General features: G+C 72.4%; 13 protein-coding genes. 7 read left to right on the top strand and 6 right to left on the bottom strand.

The window, feature by feature from the left end; all coding sequences use genetic code 11:
• Positions 1 to 268 precede the first annotated feature (268 nt).
• From fusA to ACFVGW_RS34310, 3 genes are all read left to right on the top strand, one after another.
• Positions 269 to 2,353 carry an elongation factor G gene (gene fusA, locus ACFVGW_RS34320; protein WP_385854739.1) on the top strand — a complete coding sequence of 695 codons (2,085 nt, stop codon included), beginning with the start codon at positions 269 to 271 and terminating at the stop codon, positions 2,351 to 2,353.
• Between the two features lie 92 nt (positions 2,354 to 2,445).
• A complete protein-coding gene (gene yidD, locus ACFVGW_RS34315; protein ID WP_385854738.1) occupies positions 2,446 to 2,880 on the top strand; it encodes a membrane protein insertion efficiency factor YidD in 435 nt (144 codons plus the stop codon).
• Between the two features lie 275 nt (positions 2,881 to 3,155).
• On the top strand, positions 3,156 to 5,318 hold the full coding sequence (locus tag ACFVGW_RS34310) for a SpoIIE family protein phosphatase (RefSeq protein WP_385854737.1): 2,163 nt from the start codon (positions 3,156 to 3,158) through the stop codon (positions 5,316 to 5,318).
• Between the two features lie 27 nt (positions 5,319 to 5,345).
• On the opposite strand, the gene ACFVGW_RS34305 is transcribed toward ACFVGW_RS34310, so the two are convergent.
• Together ACFVGW_RS34305 and ACFVGW_RS34300 are read right to left on the bottom strand one after the other, a co-directional pair.
• Positions 5,346 to 6,071 (bottom strand): transporter substrate-binding domain-containing protein, encoded by a 726-nt coding sequence (locus tag ACFVGW_RS34305; RefSeq protein WP_385854736.1) that lies wholly within the window; start codon positions 6,069 to 6,071, stop codon positions 5,346 to 5,348.
• 72 nt (positions 6,072 to 6,143) lie between these two features.
• The gene (locus ACFVGW_RS34300; RefSeq protein WP_385854735.1) at positions 6,144 to 6,599 is read right to left on the bottom strand and encodes a MarR family winged helix-turn-helix transcriptional regulator; all 456 of its coding nucleotides are present in this window, start codon (positions 6,597 to 6,599) and stop codon (positions 6,144 to 6,146) included.
• A gap of 145 nt (positions 6,600 to 6,744) precedes the next feature.
• Here ACFVGW_RS34300 and ACFVGW_RS34295 point away from each other — a divergent pair, with 145 nt between their 5' ends.
• Positions 6,745 to 8,202, top strand: a complete 1,458-nt coding sequence (locus ACFVGW_RS34295) for an MFS transporter (RefSeq protein WP_385854734.1) — start codon at positions 6,745 to 6,747, stop codon at positions 8,200 to 8,202.
• A 215-nt stretch (positions 8,203 to 8,417) separates the two neighbouring features.
• A complete protein-coding gene (locus ACFVGW_RS34290) occupies positions 8,418 to 9,185 on the top strand; it encodes an NPP1 family protein (RefSeq protein WP_352191333.1) in 768 nt (255 codons plus the stop codon).
• A gap of 38 nt (positions 9,186 to 9,223) precedes the next feature.
• Here ACFVGW_RS34290 and ACFVGW_RS34285 read toward each other — a convergent pair whose 3' ends face one another.
• Together ACFVGW_RS34285 and ACFVGW_RS34280 are read right to left on the bottom strand one after the other, a co-directional pair.
• On the bottom strand, positions 9,224 to 9,442 hold the full coding sequence (locus tag ACFVGW_RS34285; protein ID WP_352191332.1) for a DUF6296 family protein: 219 nt from the start codon (positions 9,440 to 9,442) through the stop codon (positions 9,224 to 9,226).
• Positions 9,443 to 9,520: 78 nt separating this feature from the next.
• A complete protein-coding gene (locus tag ACFVGW_RS34280) occupies positions 9,521 to 10,498 on the bottom strand; it encodes an oxidoreductase (RefSeq protein ID WP_385854733.1) in 978 nt (325 codons plus the stop codon).
• Positions 10,499 to 10,559: 61 nt separating this feature from the next.
• Here ACFVGW_RS34280 and ACFVGW_RS34275 point away from each other — a divergent pair, with 61 nt between their 5' ends.
• Both ACFVGW_RS34275 and ACFVGW_RS34270 read left to right on the top strand, forming a co-directional pair.
• Positions 10,560 to 11,216, top strand: coding sequence for a TetR family transcriptional regulator (locus tag ACFVGW_RS34275; RefSeq protein WP_385854732.1), 657 nt, complete (start codon positions 10,560 to 10,562; stop codon positions 11,214 to 11,216).
• A 7-nt stretch (positions 11,217 to 11,223) separates the two neighbouring features.
• Entirely contained in the window at positions 11,224 to 13,323 is a 2,100-nt protein-coding gene (locus ACFVGW_RS34270; RefSeq protein WP_385854731.1) for a hypothetical protein, read from the top strand.
• Here the strand turns inward: ACFVGW_RS34270 and ACFVGW_RS34265 are convergent.
• Complete coding sequence (locus ACFVGW_RS34265) at positions 13,250 to 13,906, bottom strand: TetR/AcrR family transcriptional regulator (protein ID WP_385854730.1); 657 nt, start codon at positions 13,904 to 13,906, stop codon at positions 13,250 to 13,252. The genes ACFVGW_RS34270 and ACFVGW_RS34265 overlap by 74 nt on opposite strands.
• 92 nt (positions 13,907 to 13,998) lie before the next feature.
• Positions 13,999 to 16,077 (bottom strand): discoidin domain-containing protein, encoded by a 2,079-nt coding sequence (locus ACFVGW_RS34260; RefSeq protein WP_385854729.1) that lies wholly within the window; start codon positions 16,075 to 16,077, stop codon positions 13,999 to 14,001.
• Positions 16,078 to 16,209 lie beyond the last annotated feature (132 nt).

Here is a 16,209-nt window from a genome sequence, read left to right as displayed (position 1 = left end):
GCCGGCTGCGCGGCCGCCACCGGAAGCCCGTGACGAACGCCTGACCCCTCCTCACCTCCGAGGAGCCTCCGGGCCACTCGGCCGGCACACCCGCGAACGCCTGGCACGGACCTCTCACGACGCCCTCGGGACCCAAGAGCCCCGGGACGTGAAGTCCGTCCGCCCGCACGCCTCGTGCCGTCCTGTGGGGTCATGCTCCGCCCGCCTCCGGGCCGCTTCGTCCGGGAATCGCGCCGCCCTTTCTCGTACCCACCGAAAGGTCCGGGCCGTGCGTACCCACCTTCCCCGCCACCTCACCACCTCCCTGAACCGCGTCCGCAACCTGGGCATCCTCGCCCACGTCGACGCCGGCAAGACCACGGTCACCGAGCGGATGCTCTACCTCACCGGCGCCACCCACAAGCGCGGCGAGGTCCACGACGGCACCACCGTCACCGACTTCGACGCGCAGGAACGCGACCGCGGCATCACCATCTTCGCGGCGGCGGTCAGCTGTGACTGGGACGACCATCGGATCAACCTCATCGACACACCCGGACACGTCGACTTCTCCGACGAGGTGGAACGCTCGCTGCGCGTCCTCGACGGCGCGATCGCGGTCTTCGACGCCGTCGCCGGGGTCGAACCGCAGAGCGAGACCGTCTGGCGCCAGGCCGACCGGCACGGCGTCCCGCGGATCGCCTTCGTCAACAAGCTGGACCGCGCGGGTGCCGACCTCGACACGGCCGTGGCGTCGATCCGGGACCGCCTGCACACCGTGCCGCTCGTCGTCCAGCTGCCGATCGGCCGCGAGGACGCGTTCACCGGCGTGGTCGACCTCGTGCGCATGCGCGCCCTCGTCTGGGCCGCCGGCGCCGACACGTACACCGAGGGCCCCGTGCCCGAGGCGCTCGTGGACGAGGCACGGCGCCGGCGTCGCGCGCTCGAAGAGGCGGTCGCGGAACTCCACCCGGCCGCGCTCGAGGAGTTCTGCGCCGTGTCCTCGCTCGGCGCGGAGACCCTCACGGCCGCGCTGCGCGACCTGACCCGGACCGGGGACGCCGTGGTCGTGCTGTGCGGCTCGGCGTACCGCAACCGCGGGACGGAGCCGCTGCTCGACGCCGTCGTCTCCTACCTTCCCTCTCCCCTGGACGTACCGCCCGTACGCGGCACGGCGGACGGCGCGGAGCAGGAGCGGGCCGCCGACCCGGAGGAACCGTTCGCCGCGCTCGTCTTCAAGGTCAACTCCACCGCCACCGGGCGGCTCACCTACCTCCGCGTCTACGCGGGGACCATCGGAAAGGGGGATGTCGTGCTCGATGTCGCGGCCCGGCGCACGGAGCGGATCGGCCGGATCCTGCGCGTGCAGGCCGACCGGAACACGGAGGTGGACCGGGCCGTGGCCGGGGACATCGTCGCGGTCGTCGGCGTGAAGGAGGCGCGCGCGGGCGCGACGCTCTGCGCGCCCTCGGCCCCGCTGCTCCTCGAACCGCCCACGGTGGCGGACCCCGTCGTCTCCGTCGCGGTCGAGGCGCGCCGGAGCCTCGACACCGACCGGCTGGCGACGGCACTGGCCCGGCTCGTCGAGGAGGACCCCTCGCTGACCGTCAGGACCGACCCCGAGACCGGGCAGACCGTGCTCTCGGGCATGGGAGAACTCCATCTGGAGGTGGCCGTGGAGAAGATCCGCCTGGCCCAGGGCCTGGAGATCGCCGTCGGCAGACCGCAGGTGGCCTACCGGGAGACGGTCGTCCGCGGGGTCTCCGGACTGGTGTACAGGCACGTCAAGCAGGACGGCGGCGCGGGGCAGTTCGCCCACGTCGTCCTCGACGTCGAACCACTCGACGCCGAGGAGCCGGGCACGGGGGAGTTGGCCTTCACCTCCACCGTGACCGGCGGCCGCTTGCCGCAGGAGTACGTCCGCGCGGTCGAGGCCGGCTGTCGGGACGCCCTCGCGGAGGGCCCCCTCGGCGGCCATCCGGTCACCGGTGTGCGGGTGACGCTCACGGACGGCGCGACCCACTCCAAGGACTCCTCGGAGATGGCGTTCCGTACGGCGGGCCGCTTCGCGCTCCGTGAGGCGCTGCGGTCCAGTGCGATGACGCTCCTGGAGCCGGTGGTCGAGGTGACGGTCACGGTGCCCGACAGCGCCGTGGGCGGCGTGCTCGGTGACCTGGCGGCCCGCCGGGGCCGGGTCTCCGGCTCGACGGCGCGCGCCGGGACGGCGGTCCTCACGGCGACGGTGCCGCTGGCCGAGCTGTTCGGCTACGCGTCCCGGCTGCGCAGCCGAACCCAGGGCCGGGGCACGTTCACCACCCGGCCCACGGGTTACGCACCCGCACCGGCCACGGTGGCCGGCACGAGGACCCGATAGCGGCCGACGGGCCCGCCCCCGGCCGGGGGCGGGCCCGTCCGGCTCGCTCACCGTGCCGCACCTATGATCATTCCGGTGAACGGAGGGGTGGGATGACGACATCGAACGGGTCCGCGCGGTCGCGCCGCAGGCAGCAGCGCCAGGACAAGGAAGAGGGCTGCTGCGCAGGGGCCTTCGACTACTGCACCTCCTGGTGCGCGATGCACTGCCCCCAGATGGCGCTGGTGCTGCTGCCGACCCTGATCGCGGCGCTGCTGCGCCCCGCGTCCGGTCGGCGTGCGACGGCCGACCGGCCGCAGGGCCGGGTGGCCGGAGCGCTGCACGCGGGCGTCCAGCACTACCGGGAGGAGATCAGTCCGACCCACCCGCCGTGCTGCCCGTACACGCCGAGCTGTTCCACGTACGCGGTCACGGCACTGCGCCGTCACGGCGCGCTCCGGGGCGGGCGGCTGACGGTGGCGCGACTGCTCCGCTGTCGCCCGGCGGCGGCCCGTCGCCGCGGCTTCACGGATCCCGTCCCCGACTGAGAACCCGGGCCCGCGGCCCACGCCGAGCGGAACCACCCGCCAACCGGACCGAACCGCGGGTGCGGGTCCACGCGCCAACCGGACCGACCCGCGCGTGCGGGTCCACGCGCCTGCGGAACCCCCGGGCCGCCCGCATGCCGCCCGCCCGCAGGCCTCGGTGCCGCCGGGTGGCGCAGTCACGCGGACCCCGGTGCCGCCGGGTGGCGCAGATCCCGCAGGCCTCCGCCCCGCCGGGTGGCGCAGTCCCGCGTCCCCCGGGCGGGGCCCGCGGGATAATGGGGGCTGCGACGCTGGAGGTGTCTGTGACCAGCACGGTCGGTCCGGCCCGGGGCGCCGGAGCTGTGGACACCGCACTCACCGAGACGGTCCGCCGCACCGGGGCCTCCGTCGGCGGCGTCTACCTCCTCGGCCCGGACCCCCAGGTCCTCTGCCTGGACGCGCTCTGCGGCGCCCCGGCCGAGTTCGCCGCCCCCTGGACGAGGGTGCCGCTCGCCTCGCCCGCCCCGGTGGCCGACGCGGTACGCGAGGACCGCCTGGTCTGGGTCGCCGGCCAGCAGGAGATGGCCCGCTCCTATCCACGGACGGCGATGGCCCTCCCGTACCCCCTCGCCCTCGCCGCCGCACCGATCACCGGCACACGGCGCTGGGGCACGCTGCTGCTGTTGTGGCCCGCCGCCCGCCCGCCGCGGCTGACCCGGCGGGAACACGGTTACGTCTTCTCCTGCTGCCGTCGCCTGGCCCGCCTCATGGACGAGGCCGCCGGGTCGGGAAAGCCCTACGTCCCGGATGACCGGCCCCGCGAAGTACCGCTCGACACCCGCCGCCCCGCCACGACGCCCGCCCAGGTGGCCGCCGACTTCGCCGAGCGCCTGCCCGGCGGCAGCTGCGCCCTGGACCTGGAAGGACACATCACCTTCCTCAGCTCGGGCGGCGCCGAACTGCTCGGCCGCGATGCCGCCACCGTGCTCGGCACGCTGCCGTGGGTCTCCCTGCCCTGGCTCGACGACCCCACCTACGAGGACCGCTACCGCGCCGCCGTGATCAGCCGCGAACCCGTCTCCTTCACGGCCTGCCGTCCGCCCGACACCTGGCTGGACTTCCACCTCTACCCCGACGCCGGCGGCGTCAGCGTCCGGATCGTCCCCACCGGCGCCCCCTATCCGCCCGTTCCCGCGCCCGGGGCGGCCCCCGGCGCGTCCTCCCCCGCCCGCGCGGGGGAGCTCTACCAGCTCATGCACCTGGCCGCCGCCCTGACCGAGGTCGTCGGGGTGCAGGACGTCGTCGATCTGATCGCCGACCAGATCATGCCCGCCTTCGGAGCCCAGGGCCTGATCCTGTCCACGGTCGACTCCGGCCGCCTGCGGATCACGGGACACCGCGGCTACTCCGGCGCGTTCGTCGAACGTTTCGACGCGCTGCCGCTCGGCACCGCGCTCACCCCCGCGGGCCAGGCGCTCGCCAGCGGTATCCCCTCGTTCTTCGCCGACCTGGAGGAGCTGCGGCGGATCTACCCCGAAGGACTGCCGAACAGCACCAAGCAGGCCTGGGCCTTCCTGCCCCTGATCATCTCCGGCCGGTCCGTCGGCCTCTGTCTGTTCTCCTACGACCAGCCCCACACGTTCCCGCGCGAGGAACGCGCGGTCATGACCTCGCTCGCCGGACTCATCGCGCAGGCCCTCGACCGGGCGCGTCTCTACGACACGAAGAAGCAGCTCGCACACGGCCTCCAGGAGGCCCTCCTGCCCCACGGCCTCCCCACCGTGCCCGGACTGGACGTCGCCGCCCGCTATCTGCCCGCCACCCGCGGCATGGACATCGGCGGCGACTTCTACGACCTGATCCGGCTCGGCGACACCGCCGTCGCGGCCGTCATCGGCGACGTCCAGGGCCACAACGTCGCCGCCGCCGCGCTGATGGGCCAGGTCCGCACCGGGGTCCACGCCCACGCGACCCTCGGCGAGGCGCCCGACCAGGTCCTCTCCGCCACCAACCGGCTGCTCGTCGACCTCGACCCCGGCCTCTTCACCAGCTGCCTGTACGTCCACGTCGACTTCGTCGGCCGCCGGGTGCGCCTCGCAAGCGCGGGACATCCGCCGCCCCTGCTGCGCCACCCCGACGGCCGGACCGCGCCGCTGGACATGTCACCGGGCCCGCTGCTCGGCATCGACCCGGAGGCCACCTACCCCGTCACCGAGTTCCCGCTCGTCGCCGGGCAGTTGCTCCTCCTCTACACCGACGGACTCGTCGAGACACCGGGAACCGACGTCGACGACTCCCTCGCCGAGCTCGCCGGCCATCTCGCCGACGCCGACGACCGGGACCTGAGCCTCCTCATCGACACTCTCCTGGCGCGGATCCGCCCCGCCGCCCGGCGTACGGACGACATCGCCCTGCTCGCGCTGAGGAGTTCGGAGACCGAAGGCCGGACCTCCGTGTAGCGCGCCGGATCCGCGGGACCGGTCGCTTCAGTCCCGGGGCGGGGCCACGAGGGTGGGGGACTGGTTCGCGCGCCGCAGGGCGTCGGCGACGAAGCCGTCGGCCTTCAGCTCCTCGACGAGGTCCGTGAGGAAGCGCACCGTGCCGGGGCGCCGCGCCGGAGTCGTCCCGACGGCCTGGCGGATCTCCATGAACCTGTCCTCGACCAGCCGGACGTCGGGGTGCGCGGCGACGTACGCGGTCATCGGCTGCCGGATCCCGGCCGCGACCTCCAGGCCCTGCGCGCGGAAGGTGTCGACGCCCTCCTCGCCGCGTACGACCGTCGCGTGCCGCAGCGTGCGCGTGAGGTACAGGTCGTACGCGGAGCCGCGCTTCACACCGATCCGTACCCCCTCCCGGTCGACGTCGGCGGACGTGGCGAACCCGGAGCCCGTGGGCACGGCGAAGACCCCCTCGATCAGGACGTACGGGGAGGTGAAGGCGACCTCGGCCTCGCGCGCCGGCTCGACGGCGAGGAAGCAGACGTCCGCGCGGCCCGTGGTCATCGCCTCGTACGAACTGCGGGCCGCGTCGAAGCAGACGAACTCGACGGGCAGGCCCAGGCGCCCGGCGATCTCCCGGGCGATGTCGACGGTGACCCCGCCTGGGGCGTCGGGAGTGCCGTGCGCCAGGACCGGATTGCCGAGGTTGATCGAGGCCCGCAGCGCGCCGGTCGGCGCGAGATCCCGGGCGATGTCCGCGGTCGCAGTCGTCATGCGCCGGAGTCTAGGACAGCCGTTCGGCCGACGTCGGTCCTCCGCTCGGGGCCCGGGACCTGCGCACCATGGCTAGGGGCGCGGCCAGGGGCGTCCCTCCAGGTGCTCGATGTCGCTGTTGAAGCGCCGGAGGTACGCGGCGAAGTCGGCGACCTCGTCGGCCGTCCAGTTCTCCAGGACCCGCTCCAGGCCCTGGACGTTCGCGCCGCGGTCGGCCTCCAGCCGCCGCCGGCCCTCGGCGGTGATGCTGAACTTGCGGGCGATGCCGCCGTCGGGGTCCGGGATGCGCTCGACGACCCCGGCCTTCAGCATCGCGGTGGTCTGCCGGTGGAGCGTGGAGGCGTCCAGGCCGAAGGCCTCGCTGAGCTGCCCGATGGACAGCGGCCCGTCGATCTCGATGCGGCTGAGCAGCACATAGGCGCTCCGGTCGAGCCGCCCCTCGGCGCCGCGCGCCCGGGGGTCGAACAGATGCGAGTGGCGCCCGACGAGCATGGTCTCGAACTCGATCAGGTGCGTGGGCTTTTCCATGTGCCCCATCCTCCCAATCCCGCGCCGCGCCCGTTCGCGGGGGAGCAGGCGCATGCATCGTACAGTCAATGTGTATGCTGCAATTCTTATGCATCATGCAATTCGCTGATGCGCGGCACCCGCCCCCGCCCCCAGGGAGAACCTCGTGACCAGCTCCAAGACCGACGCGCGCCCCCGCGGCGTCGTCGGCGTCCTCGCCTTCGCGGGCATCGTGGCCGCGCTCACGCAGACGCTGGTGGTGCCGCTCCTGGGCGACCTGCCCAAGCTCTTCGAGACCACCGCGTCCAATGCCTCCTGGGTGGTCACGGCCACTCTGCTCTCGGCGGCGGTGGCCACGCCGGTCGCCGGACGGCTGGGCGACATGTACGGCAAGCGGCGCATGCTGCTTCTGTCCCTCGCGCCCCTGGTGGTGGGCTCGGTGGTCTGCGCCCTGTCCTCCTCGGTCGTGCCGATGATCGTGGGCCGCGGTCTCCAGGGCCTCGGCATGGGCGTGGTACCGCTCGGCATCAGCCTGCTGCGCGATGTGCTGCCGGCCGACCGGCTGGGCGCCTCCATCGCCCTGATCAGCGCCTCCATGGGCGTGGGCGGCGCTCTCGGGCTGCCCTTCTCCGCCGCCGTCGCCGAGAACGCCAGCTGGCGCGTGCTGTTCTGGGTCGTGGCGGCGCTGGCCGCCGTGGTCGGCGTCCTCGTCCGGCTGCGTGTTCCCGCGGGCCGCACCGCGCCGGACGCGGGCCGGTTCGACGTGCCCGGCGCGGTCGGCCTCGGCGGCGCCCTGGTCTGTCTGCTGCTCGCCGTCTCCAAGGGCTCCGACTGGGGCTGGACGAGCGGCACGACGCTCGGGCTCTTCGGCGCCTCGGCCGCCGCGGTGCTGCTGTGGGGCTGGTGGGAACTGCGCACCGCGGAACCTCTGGTGGACCTCCGCGTCACCGCCCGTCCGCTCGTCCTGATGACCAACGCGGCCTCGGTGCTGGTCGGTTTCGCGATGTACGCCCAGTCCCTCGTCGTGCCCCAGCTGCTCCAGCTCCCCGAGGCCACCGGGTACGGACTCGGGCAGTCCATGCTCGCGATGGGGCTCTGGATGGCCCCGGCCGGACTGATGATGATGGTCCTCGCGCCCCTCGGCGCCAAGCTCACCGCCGCTCGCGGCCCCAAGATCACCCTCGGCGTCGGCAGTCTCGTCATCGCCCTCGGGTACGGGTCCGCCCTGCCGCTCATGGGCTCGACCGTCGGCCTGCTCGTCGTGACCCTCGTCTGCAACACGGGCGTGGGCCTGGCGTACGGTGCGATGCCCGCCCTCATCATGGGGGCCGTGCCCCGGTCCGAGACCGCGTCGGCCAACAGCTTCAACACGCTGATGCGTTCGATCGGCAGCTCCGTCTCCGCGGCGGTGACGGGCGTGGTCCTGGCCCAGATGACCACGGACTTCGCCGGCCATCTCCTGCCCTCCGAGGGTGCCTTCCGTGCCGCCCTCCTCATCGGCAGCGGCGTGGCGCTCGCCGCCGCGGTCGTCGCCTTCCTCATCCCTGCCGGACCGGCGGCCGAGTCCGAAGGGGCCGGCGAGGCCGAGGCCTCGCCGCACGTCCCGTCCGGGGCGCCCGCCTGACGGACGGCCTGACTGACGGTCTGCCTGCCTGACGGACGGACGGACGGGCGGACGGCCTGCCTGACGGACCGCCGACCGCCACCCTTCACCGCGCCGTCATCGGCCGGTCCTCCTCGCGACAGCGGGGTTCGAGAGAACTGATCTGGGCATGCCAATCGAGCAACCCCTCACATCACCTCTCGCGCCCCGCACGGCGGTCCCTCAGGAGGACGCAGTTGAAGACGAGTTCGTGGACCCGCAGGGTCACGGTCACCCTCGGCAGCAGCATCGCGCTGGTCGTCGCGGTCTCGGGCAGCGCGTTCGCCGCGCCGCCCCCGCCGCTGCCCGCCAACGCCGACGGGCTCGACCGGACGTTCCAGCCCGCGTACGACTACGACACGGACGGCTGCTACTCCTCGGCGGCCATCGGCCCCGACGGCACGGTCAACCCGGGACTCAAGCCCACGGGCGCCCTCAACGGCTCGTGCCGGGACGCCTGGGACCTGGACAACACCAACGGCTACTCCCGCTCCAAGTGCAACAACGGCTGGTGCGCCGTCCTCTACGGGCTCTACTTCGAGAAGGACCAGGCGATCCCCGGCATCTCCCTCGGCGGCCACCGCCACGACTGGGAGCACGTCGTGGTCTGGATCCAGGACAACCAGGCCAAGTACGTCTCCACCTCCGCGCACGGGGATTTCAACACGTACGGCCGCGACCAGATCCGCTGGGACGGGACGCACCCCAAGATCGTGTACCACAAGGACGGTGTGAGCACCCACTGCTTCCGCCCCGCCAACTCGAACGACGAGCCGCCGGAGAACCACAAGGGACAGTGGCAGTTCCCGGCCCTCGTCGGCTGGAACGGCTACCCCGCGGGCGTCCGCGACAAGCTGGTCCAGACGGACTTCGGCAGCGCCCACTTCGGCCTGAAGGACGGAAGCTTCGCCCCGCACCTGGCCGAGGCGAAGCCGGCCGGCATCCCGTTCGACCCGTACGCCTGAGCGGAGCCCCCGCCCGCCGCGCCGCCCCCGACGACGCCTCAGTCCACGGGGACGGCGCGGGTGGGCACGTCCAGACTCTGGTGCCCGCCGCTGGCGAGCATGCGGACGTTGCCGTCCTCGTCGATCTCGGCCTGCACGATGCCCGTCTCGTCGGAGTACACGGGGTGCCCGCCCGCCCCCTTACGGTCCGTGCGGGTGACGACGATGGAGTCACCCGACGTCGGGAAGGTCAGCTCGAACCGCTCGGCATGCTGCATGCGCCTGTTTATACCGACACCTGACGCCGAATCGGCGGTCCACGGGGCGCCGGGGACCGGACCGGCGGCGGAATCCGATCATTCGGCGGCGCGCACGCCCAGGTCGAACCGTACGCCGGTCAGCCTCTCCGACACCTCCCACAGCCGACGGCCGATCGCGGGATCGGCCGCTTCGGGGGAGAGCCGTACGAGGGCCGGCCCGCCGCGCATCTCGCCCCGTCCGTCCGGCCCGAAGAACTGTCCGCCCTCGACCCCGGGGGCGGTCGCCGCGTAGAGCTGGGGCAGCGCGCCGCGGTCGGGCGCCTGGGCGAAGGGCTTGAGCAGATGGCCGAAGAGCAGGCGCACCATGGCCACCGGCGCCCCCGTCTGCAGGTTGGTCGCGCTGTAGCCGGGATGGGCGAGCAGGCTGCGGACCGGGCTGCCTGCCGCGGTCAGCCGACGGTGCAGCTCGTGCCCGAAGACCGCGTTGGCCAGCTTCGACTGGTCGTAGAAGGGCATCGGCGCGTAACCCCGCTCGCCGTCCAGGTCGTCGAAGCGGAGCCGGCCCTTGCGGTGGTTGAGTGAACTCACCGTGACCACGCGCGGGTCGTCCCCGGCGGACAGCAGGTCGAACAGCAGCCCGGTCAGCGCGAAGTGGCCGAGATGGTTGGCGGCGAACTGCAGCTCGTGCCCCTGAGCGCTCAGTGTGCGGGGTGGTGCCATCACGCCCGCGTTGTTGATGAGCACGTCGACGCGTGCGTGCTCCGAGCGCAGCCCCTCGGCGAAGGCGCGGACCGAGTCGAGATCGGCCAGGTCCAGGTGGCGTACGTCGAGTCGGGCCTCCGGATGCCGGGCGGTGATCTCCTCGGCGGCCCTGCGGCCCCTGGCCTCGTCGCGTACCGCGAGGACCACGCGCCCGCCCCGGCGGGCGAGCGCCCGCGAAGTCGCCAGACCCAAGCCGCTGTTGGCTCCGGTGACGACGTACACCCAACCCGTCCCGTCCGGAATCCGCTCCGCGGTCCACTCCCGCATCGCCTGCCGGGTCCCCTGCCGCGTCTTCCTCTGATTGTCCGTCATGCGGCACACGTTGCCCCTCGTGGCACCAAGTGTCAAGGCGCGCCTGAATGTCATGAGGGGCATGAGGTGTAGGCTGGGTTCCGTGAGTCCGAGCCCTGAACTGACCCTGGCCGAGCGCAAACGACTGCTCGTCTCGAACGAGTTGACCGAAGCCGCCCTGCAACTCCTCGCCGTGAAGGGGTTCGACGCGGTCACCGTCGACGAGATCGTGGCCACCGCCGGCGTGTCCAAGCGGACGTTCTTCCGCTACTTCGCGTCCAAGGAGGACGTCGTCGTACAGTTCCTGGCCGACATGGGGACGGGCATCCGCGACGAACTGGCCGCCCGTCCCGCAGGCGAACCGCCCTCGGTCGCCCTCCGCCACGCCATGCGCGTGCCCATCGACGCCTGCACCGACCACCCCGACCACACCGAAAGGGCCCTGCGCGTCGTACGGCTGATCCTGCGCACGCCCGCCCTGCACGCCCGCTTCCTGGAGCGACGGCTGCGCTGGAGCGACGCTCTCGCGGCGGAGCTGACACGCCGTCTGAAGCTCGACCCCGCCGACCTGTACCCGCGACTCGCCGCCGGAATGGCGCTCACCGCCTTCGACGCGACCCTCGACCGCTGGAGCGCCGGGGACGGCGCCGAAGGCGGCACGGACGACCCTGCCGAGCTCATCGAGCAGGCCTTCGCCCTCCTCGCCCCGGCCTTGGACGGTCATACCCCCTTGGCATAATCCAGTCATGCGCAAGGGTGAGCCGATCCGTTACGTTCCCGACCGGGCGATGGTCGTGATCCCCCCGGGTGACCCGGAGACATCGACGGCCGTCGCGGTCTTCGACGACTCCGTGACAGCGCTGCGCACCTTCGTCCTCGGCCACCTCGAGCAGCGCGACGCCCGCGTCCCGGCTTCCGGGGGCGGCGTAAAGGCCGACGCCCTGATACCCGTCGTCGTGAACCTCGTTCCGCGCCCCGACAACACCCACAACTCCCGTGCGATCTCCGTGGCGGCGCCCGAGTCCCAGGGAGGCTCGGCCGTCGAGCGGCACATGGGCTATCTGTACGACAGCTTCCTCCACTTCCAGGGGGAGGACCTGCACCGTCTCGCCGAAGCCTCGCCCGCGCCGGTCGGCTGCCACGGCTGGATAGCCCTCCACCCCATGGACGAGGACGAGCGCGCCTCCGTGGCCGATGCTCAGGGCTGGACCCCCGATCGCCATGAGCCGTTCAGCGCCGCCGAGCAGCGGGACCTGGGCCACTGGGTCGGCGACCTCCGCCTGAATCTCCCCGGCCGCGACGAACTACGCGCCTTGGTCGCCGGGTTCGACCCGTCGGCCGTTCCCACGGCCGCCTGCGCGCCCCGCCCGGCGCCGCCGGTCCCCGTCCCTCCCACCACGCGGGCGGACAAGGAGGCCGCGACCCGCCTCCGGACCTGGGAGCGATGGCGCCGTCACCGTCACGACTACGAGGACCTCCGCGCCGTCAGCCGCACCGTCCACGGCCGCCCCGACGTGCGCGTGGTCGACGGAGCGGGGCTCCAGGTGGGGGAGTACCACCTGCCGGACGGGCCGCTGACCCTCATCGACGAACGCGCCCGCCCCGAGGCCCTGGACGCCCTGAGACGCCACGGCGTCGAGCCGCCCACGGCCGTGGACCTTCCGCGCCTCGACTCTTTCCCCGACGCGTACGTCGTCCCCGGCGGCGCCTGGTCGATCCGGCTCGTCGAGGAGTCGGTGGCCCTGCGCGACCTTCCGGAGGCCGGATCCTACGACCCCGGCACGGGCACTCTGACCGTCTACGCCCACCCGTACGCGCGGCCCATGACCACGCTCCTGCGCCGCCACGGCGTCGAACCCGAAACGACGCTGTGCGCGGCCCCCGACCGGGCCACCGAGGAGCACAACCGGCGGGCCGCCTCAGCCGCCACGAACGCGGGACCGTTCCGGAGCCCCTCCCGGCTCACGGCGAGGGCCCTGGCACTCGTCCCCGAGCGCCACCGGTCGTGGCTCAACGCTCAGGAGGTGAGCCCCGCTCCGGGCCGTGCCGGCAAGGTCGCAGACACTCCGTACTACCGGCGCGAACGGGAGACGATGTTCGGCGCGCCGGTCGCTGCGGAGCGTGTCTCGCCGTGTCGGCTCTGCGGGACGCCCGCCCTCGAGGCGCGCCCCGGTCTCGCCTACTGCTTCGGCTGCTGCCGCCTCGCCCGGCGCGGTGTGCTCCGGGACAACGGCACCGACGGCCCCTGGACCGACGCGATCCTCCACGCCGTCCGCCGCCTCGCCGAGATCGAGTTCTCCGGTCCGCCCTCACTCGTCCAGCTGGACCGGATCACCGTCACGGACCCCGGTCTCGCCGACGAGGCGATGCTCTGCCGCTTCCTGATCCCGCGTCCCGTCGCCAAGCTCGTGACGGCCCGGCCGGCCAGGCGGCTGCGGTCATGGGCCGAATGGCTCCGGCTCGCGGGCGTCCTGACGGACGGTGTGCGGCAGGCGCGCGGCACGCTCACCGTCGCCACCGACGGGCACCTGTGCCGGTCCATGCTGGAACGGCACATCGACGACTTCTTCCACCACCGGGGCATCGGGCACGACCCGGAGCCGCACTACCCGCGCCACCCCGAGCTGAACACCACCGGTCTGCGCGCCGACTGGCTGCTCGCCGACGGCACGTTCGTCGAGGCCCTGGGGCTGATGGAGCAGGAGCGGTACGCCGAGAAGGCGCGGCGCAAGGCCGAGTTGGCGGAGCTGACGGGCATCCGTCTGGTGACGGTCACGGCAGCAGATCTGGACCGGCTTCCGGAGGTCTTCGCGTACTGGCTGCGGGAGCGCCGGACCCGTCCCTGACGAGTGCCGCGACCTGGTCGGTGACCAGATCGAGCAGCGCCGCCGACTCCTCGTCGTGACCCAGGACGAGGATGTTCAGCGTCAGCCCGTCGGTGACCGACGCGAGATAGCGGGCCAGCACCGGCACGGGGACGAGGATGTCGAGCATCATGCTCGCGTCCAGCTCCTCGATGAGCTCCTGGTAGATCTCGGCGTACCGCTCGTGCTGACGGCGCGCCAGCGGCTCGAACCCCGGGGTGCGCAGTGCGTGCTGGGTGAGCTCGTAGGTCAGCATGTGCTCGCCCGGATGGGCGAGCACATGCTCCCAGTACGCCTCGAAACCGGCGCGCATGGTCTCCCTGAACGTCGCGCGCGGTCGCAGCGCCTTCTTCACCGTGCCGACGTAGTGGTCGGTGATCGCCGTGATCACGGACTCCAGCAGGGCCTGCTTGGAGTCGAAGCAGTAGTGGAAGACGCTCAGCGACACGCCCGCCTCCGCCGCGATGGACCGGGTCGTCGTACGCGGCACGCCGTCCCGGGTCATGGCGCGGATGGCCGCCTCGGTCAACTGCCGGCGCCGTTCGGCGAGCGGCATACGGGACATGCGGTGGTTCCTTTCTGGTACGGCCCGGGTCCGGACGGCCCCGGGCGGGGCGACGAGGCGTCCAGCCCCCGCCACCCCGCCCGGGCCGGCCCTCAGCCGCTGTAGACGCCGACCTCGCGGAGGGAGTACCCCCAGTCGGTGCCGCGTTGCAGACCGAAGACCCGGACGTACCGTGCGGTCGTCCCGGAGAACGTGACGGTGTCCAGACCGCCGTCACCGCTCGTGGTCGACCAGGCGGTGCGCCACGCGGCGCCGTCGTCGGAGACCTCGATACGGTACGCCTTGCCGTACGCCCGCTCCCAGTCGAGCGTGACCTTCTTGACCAGCTGCGGCGAACCGAGATCGATCCGGAGCCACTGACCGTCCTTCCACTCGCTCGCCCAGCGGGTCCCCGGGTCGCCGTCGACGGCCCTGCTCGCCGCGAACGTGGTGAAGGGGTTCCACCACTCCGTGGTGGACGCCGCCGCCGGCTTCGCCGAGGCGAGGTTCACGCCGGCCCGGTGCCGCTCGGAGGCGCCCCAGGTGTCGAGATAGGACTCGGCGCCCCGGAACAGGTCGCTCACCACGTCCTGGCCGCCGACCACCCGGATGTCCTCGATCCAGTCCGGCACCATGCCGTTGTGCGCGGCGCCGTCGGTGTTGAGGTCCCAGGTCCGCTGCCCGGTCGTCTGCCGGTCGATGACCGAGCCGCCGTCGGTGCTGCGGAACGGGTACTTCACCGGGTTGGGAGTGCCGGCGCCACGCGGGCCGGGCCAGCCTCCGACCCCGTTCATGTCGGTGCCGTAGCCGTACCCCACGCCGTACTTGTCGCGCAGAGCCTCGGTCCTCTTCGCCTCCGCGATGAAGCCCTCGGAGCCGTTCATGTACTGGGCGATGAAGCCGCCAAGCCCGTAGACGCGCTCGGTCCAGTTCAGGTCCATCCAGCTGTGCGAGGAGATGACGCCCGGGTAGGCCGCGGACTCCATGATGTCCAGTGCGCGGCCCGTGGCCTTGACGCTCATGTGGTCGATCTCGAGCATCATCTTGCGCTGCATCATGCCGCGCACGGCGTACTCGCCGAGTTCGGTGAGACCCCGTGTGTTGCATTGCGCGTCGGCCGCGTATCCGGGAACCGTCACGCCCGCCGGAAGCTGCTTCTCCGCCTGCGGCGCCGCGGCGAGCCCGATCGGGTTGTCGTGCTGGGGGCCGGTGCACTTCTCGGTCTTCCAGAAGGTGCCGGTCGACAGGAACTGGCCGACGTTGATCGCGGTCCCCAGCGCGCCGCCGTCGAACCGCACCCCGCACAGGGCGTTGTCGAACTTGTGGCAGAGGAACATGCTCCGCACGCCCAGCTGGTGGAGTTCGTCGAGGCCGCGGTCGATGTCGGCCCGGCTGCACTGCGCGACGTCGAGGATCATCTTGCAGCCGAACGGCTCGGAGGTCTCGACGCCGAGGACGACCGCGAGCTTGCCCTGCTGGATGACGTCCCGGGCCTGCTCGGAGTCGGTGACGATCCGGAACCAGCCCTTGCCCGGGCCGCCGAACATCTTGTCGATGTAGTCCTGCATCTCGTACGTCTTGCGCGCCTGCAGTCGGATGGAGGTCATCTCGTCGCAGCTGCGGTCCTTGAAGAAGTAGACCGAGCAGATGACACCGTTGGTGACGAGGTCGTTGACGAGGACCCGCTGACCGCCGCGCCAGGCCCGCTCCACCCAGGCGTAGTAGTTCTGCTGGTGGGTGAGCGAGTCGTGGGCGGGCCAGTCCTTGAACGTCGGCCAGCCGTTCGGGTCGTGCTTGCCGTCTCCGCCCTTGGTGATGAAGTCGAAGATCGCGAGCGAGCCGTCGGGGTAGTGCTCGGGGCAGTCCTTGAGCGCGTCGGCCACGCCCTGCTCCGAGAAGTTCTTGCCGCAGATGAGGCGGCCGCCGAAGGCCTCGTTGGACATCAGGTGGTTGTGCGCGTCGACGAAGCCGCGCACCTCGCCCCGCTCGTTCGTGCCCTTGAACGGCGCGCCCGTGACGTTGATCTCGGAGTCGGGGGCGGGACGGGCTACGGGGTCCCACCAGGAGCTGTCGGCGGCCGAACCGGGCGCGGGCCCGAGCAGCATGGCCACCGTGGCGAGCAGCAGCGACAGCACGGCCAGCGGCCCGCGCCTGCCGGACGTACGGCTGTGCGTGGGGGGTCTCATGGACATCACTCACGTCTTCGGTCGGGGAATTGTCATGTTCCGCGCGAAAGGTGTGGTGAAGGATCCCGACTCCGGGTAAGGGAGTCAAGAGTCCGGGACAGATGACCTGATGCGAGAGAGTAGCGTCTCGAATCGGCC

The sequence above is a fragment of the Streptomyces sp. NPDC127129 genome (genome assembly GCF_042671585.1).
GTDB lineage: Bacteria > Actinomycetota > Actinomycetes > Streptomycetales > Streptomycetaceae > Streptomyces.
The sequence above is the reverse complement of the archived record's forward strand: the minus strand, read 5'-3'. Positions and strand labels throughout refer to the sequence as shown.

Excerpts from the sequence above, each read along its gene's own strand:
- ACFVGW_RS34275 (WP_385854732.1), top strand. The coding sequence starts at position 10,560 with ATGAGGTGTAGGCTGGGTTCCGTGAGTCCGAGCCCTGAACTGACCCTG.
- ACFVGW_RS34270 (WP_385854731.1), top strand. The coding sequence starts at position 11,224 with ATGCGCAAGGGTGAGCCGATCCGTTACGTTCCCGACCGGGCGATGGTC.
- ACFVGW_RS34285 (WP_352191332.1), bottom strand. The coding sequence starts at position 9,442 with ATGCAGCATGCCGAGCGGTTCGAGCTGACCTTCCCGACGTCGGGTGAC.
- ACFVGW_RS34265 (WP_385854730.1), bottom strand. The coding sequence starts at position 13,906 with ATGTCCCGTATGCCGCTCGCCGAACGGCGCCGGCAGTTGACCGAGGCG.
- ACFVGW_RS34260 (WP_385854729.1), bottom strand. The coding sequence starts at position 16,077 with ATGTCCATGAGACCCCCCACGCACAGCCGTACGTCCGGCAGGCGCGGG.
- ACFVGW_RS34280 (WP_385854733.1), bottom strand. The coding sequence starts at position 10,498 with ATGACGGACAATCAGAGGAAGACGCGGCAGGGGACCCGGCAGGCGATG.
- yidD (WP_385854738.1), top strand. The coding sequence starts at position 2,446 with ATGACGACATCGAACGGGTCCGCGCGGTCGCGCCGCAGGCAGCAGCGC.
- ACFVGW_RS34300 (WP_385854735.1), bottom strand. The coding sequence starts at position 6,599 with ATGGAAAAGCCCACGCACCTGATCGAGTTCGAGACCATGCTCGTCGGG.
- ACFVGW_RS34310 (WP_385854737.1), top strand. The coding sequence starts at position 3,156 with ATGGGGGCTGCGACGCTGGAGGTGTCTGTGACCAGCACGGTCGGTCCG.
- ACFVGW_RS34305 (WP_385854736.1), bottom strand. The coding sequence starts at position 6,071 with ATGACGACTGCGACCGCGGACATCGCCCGGGATCTCGCGCCGACCGGC.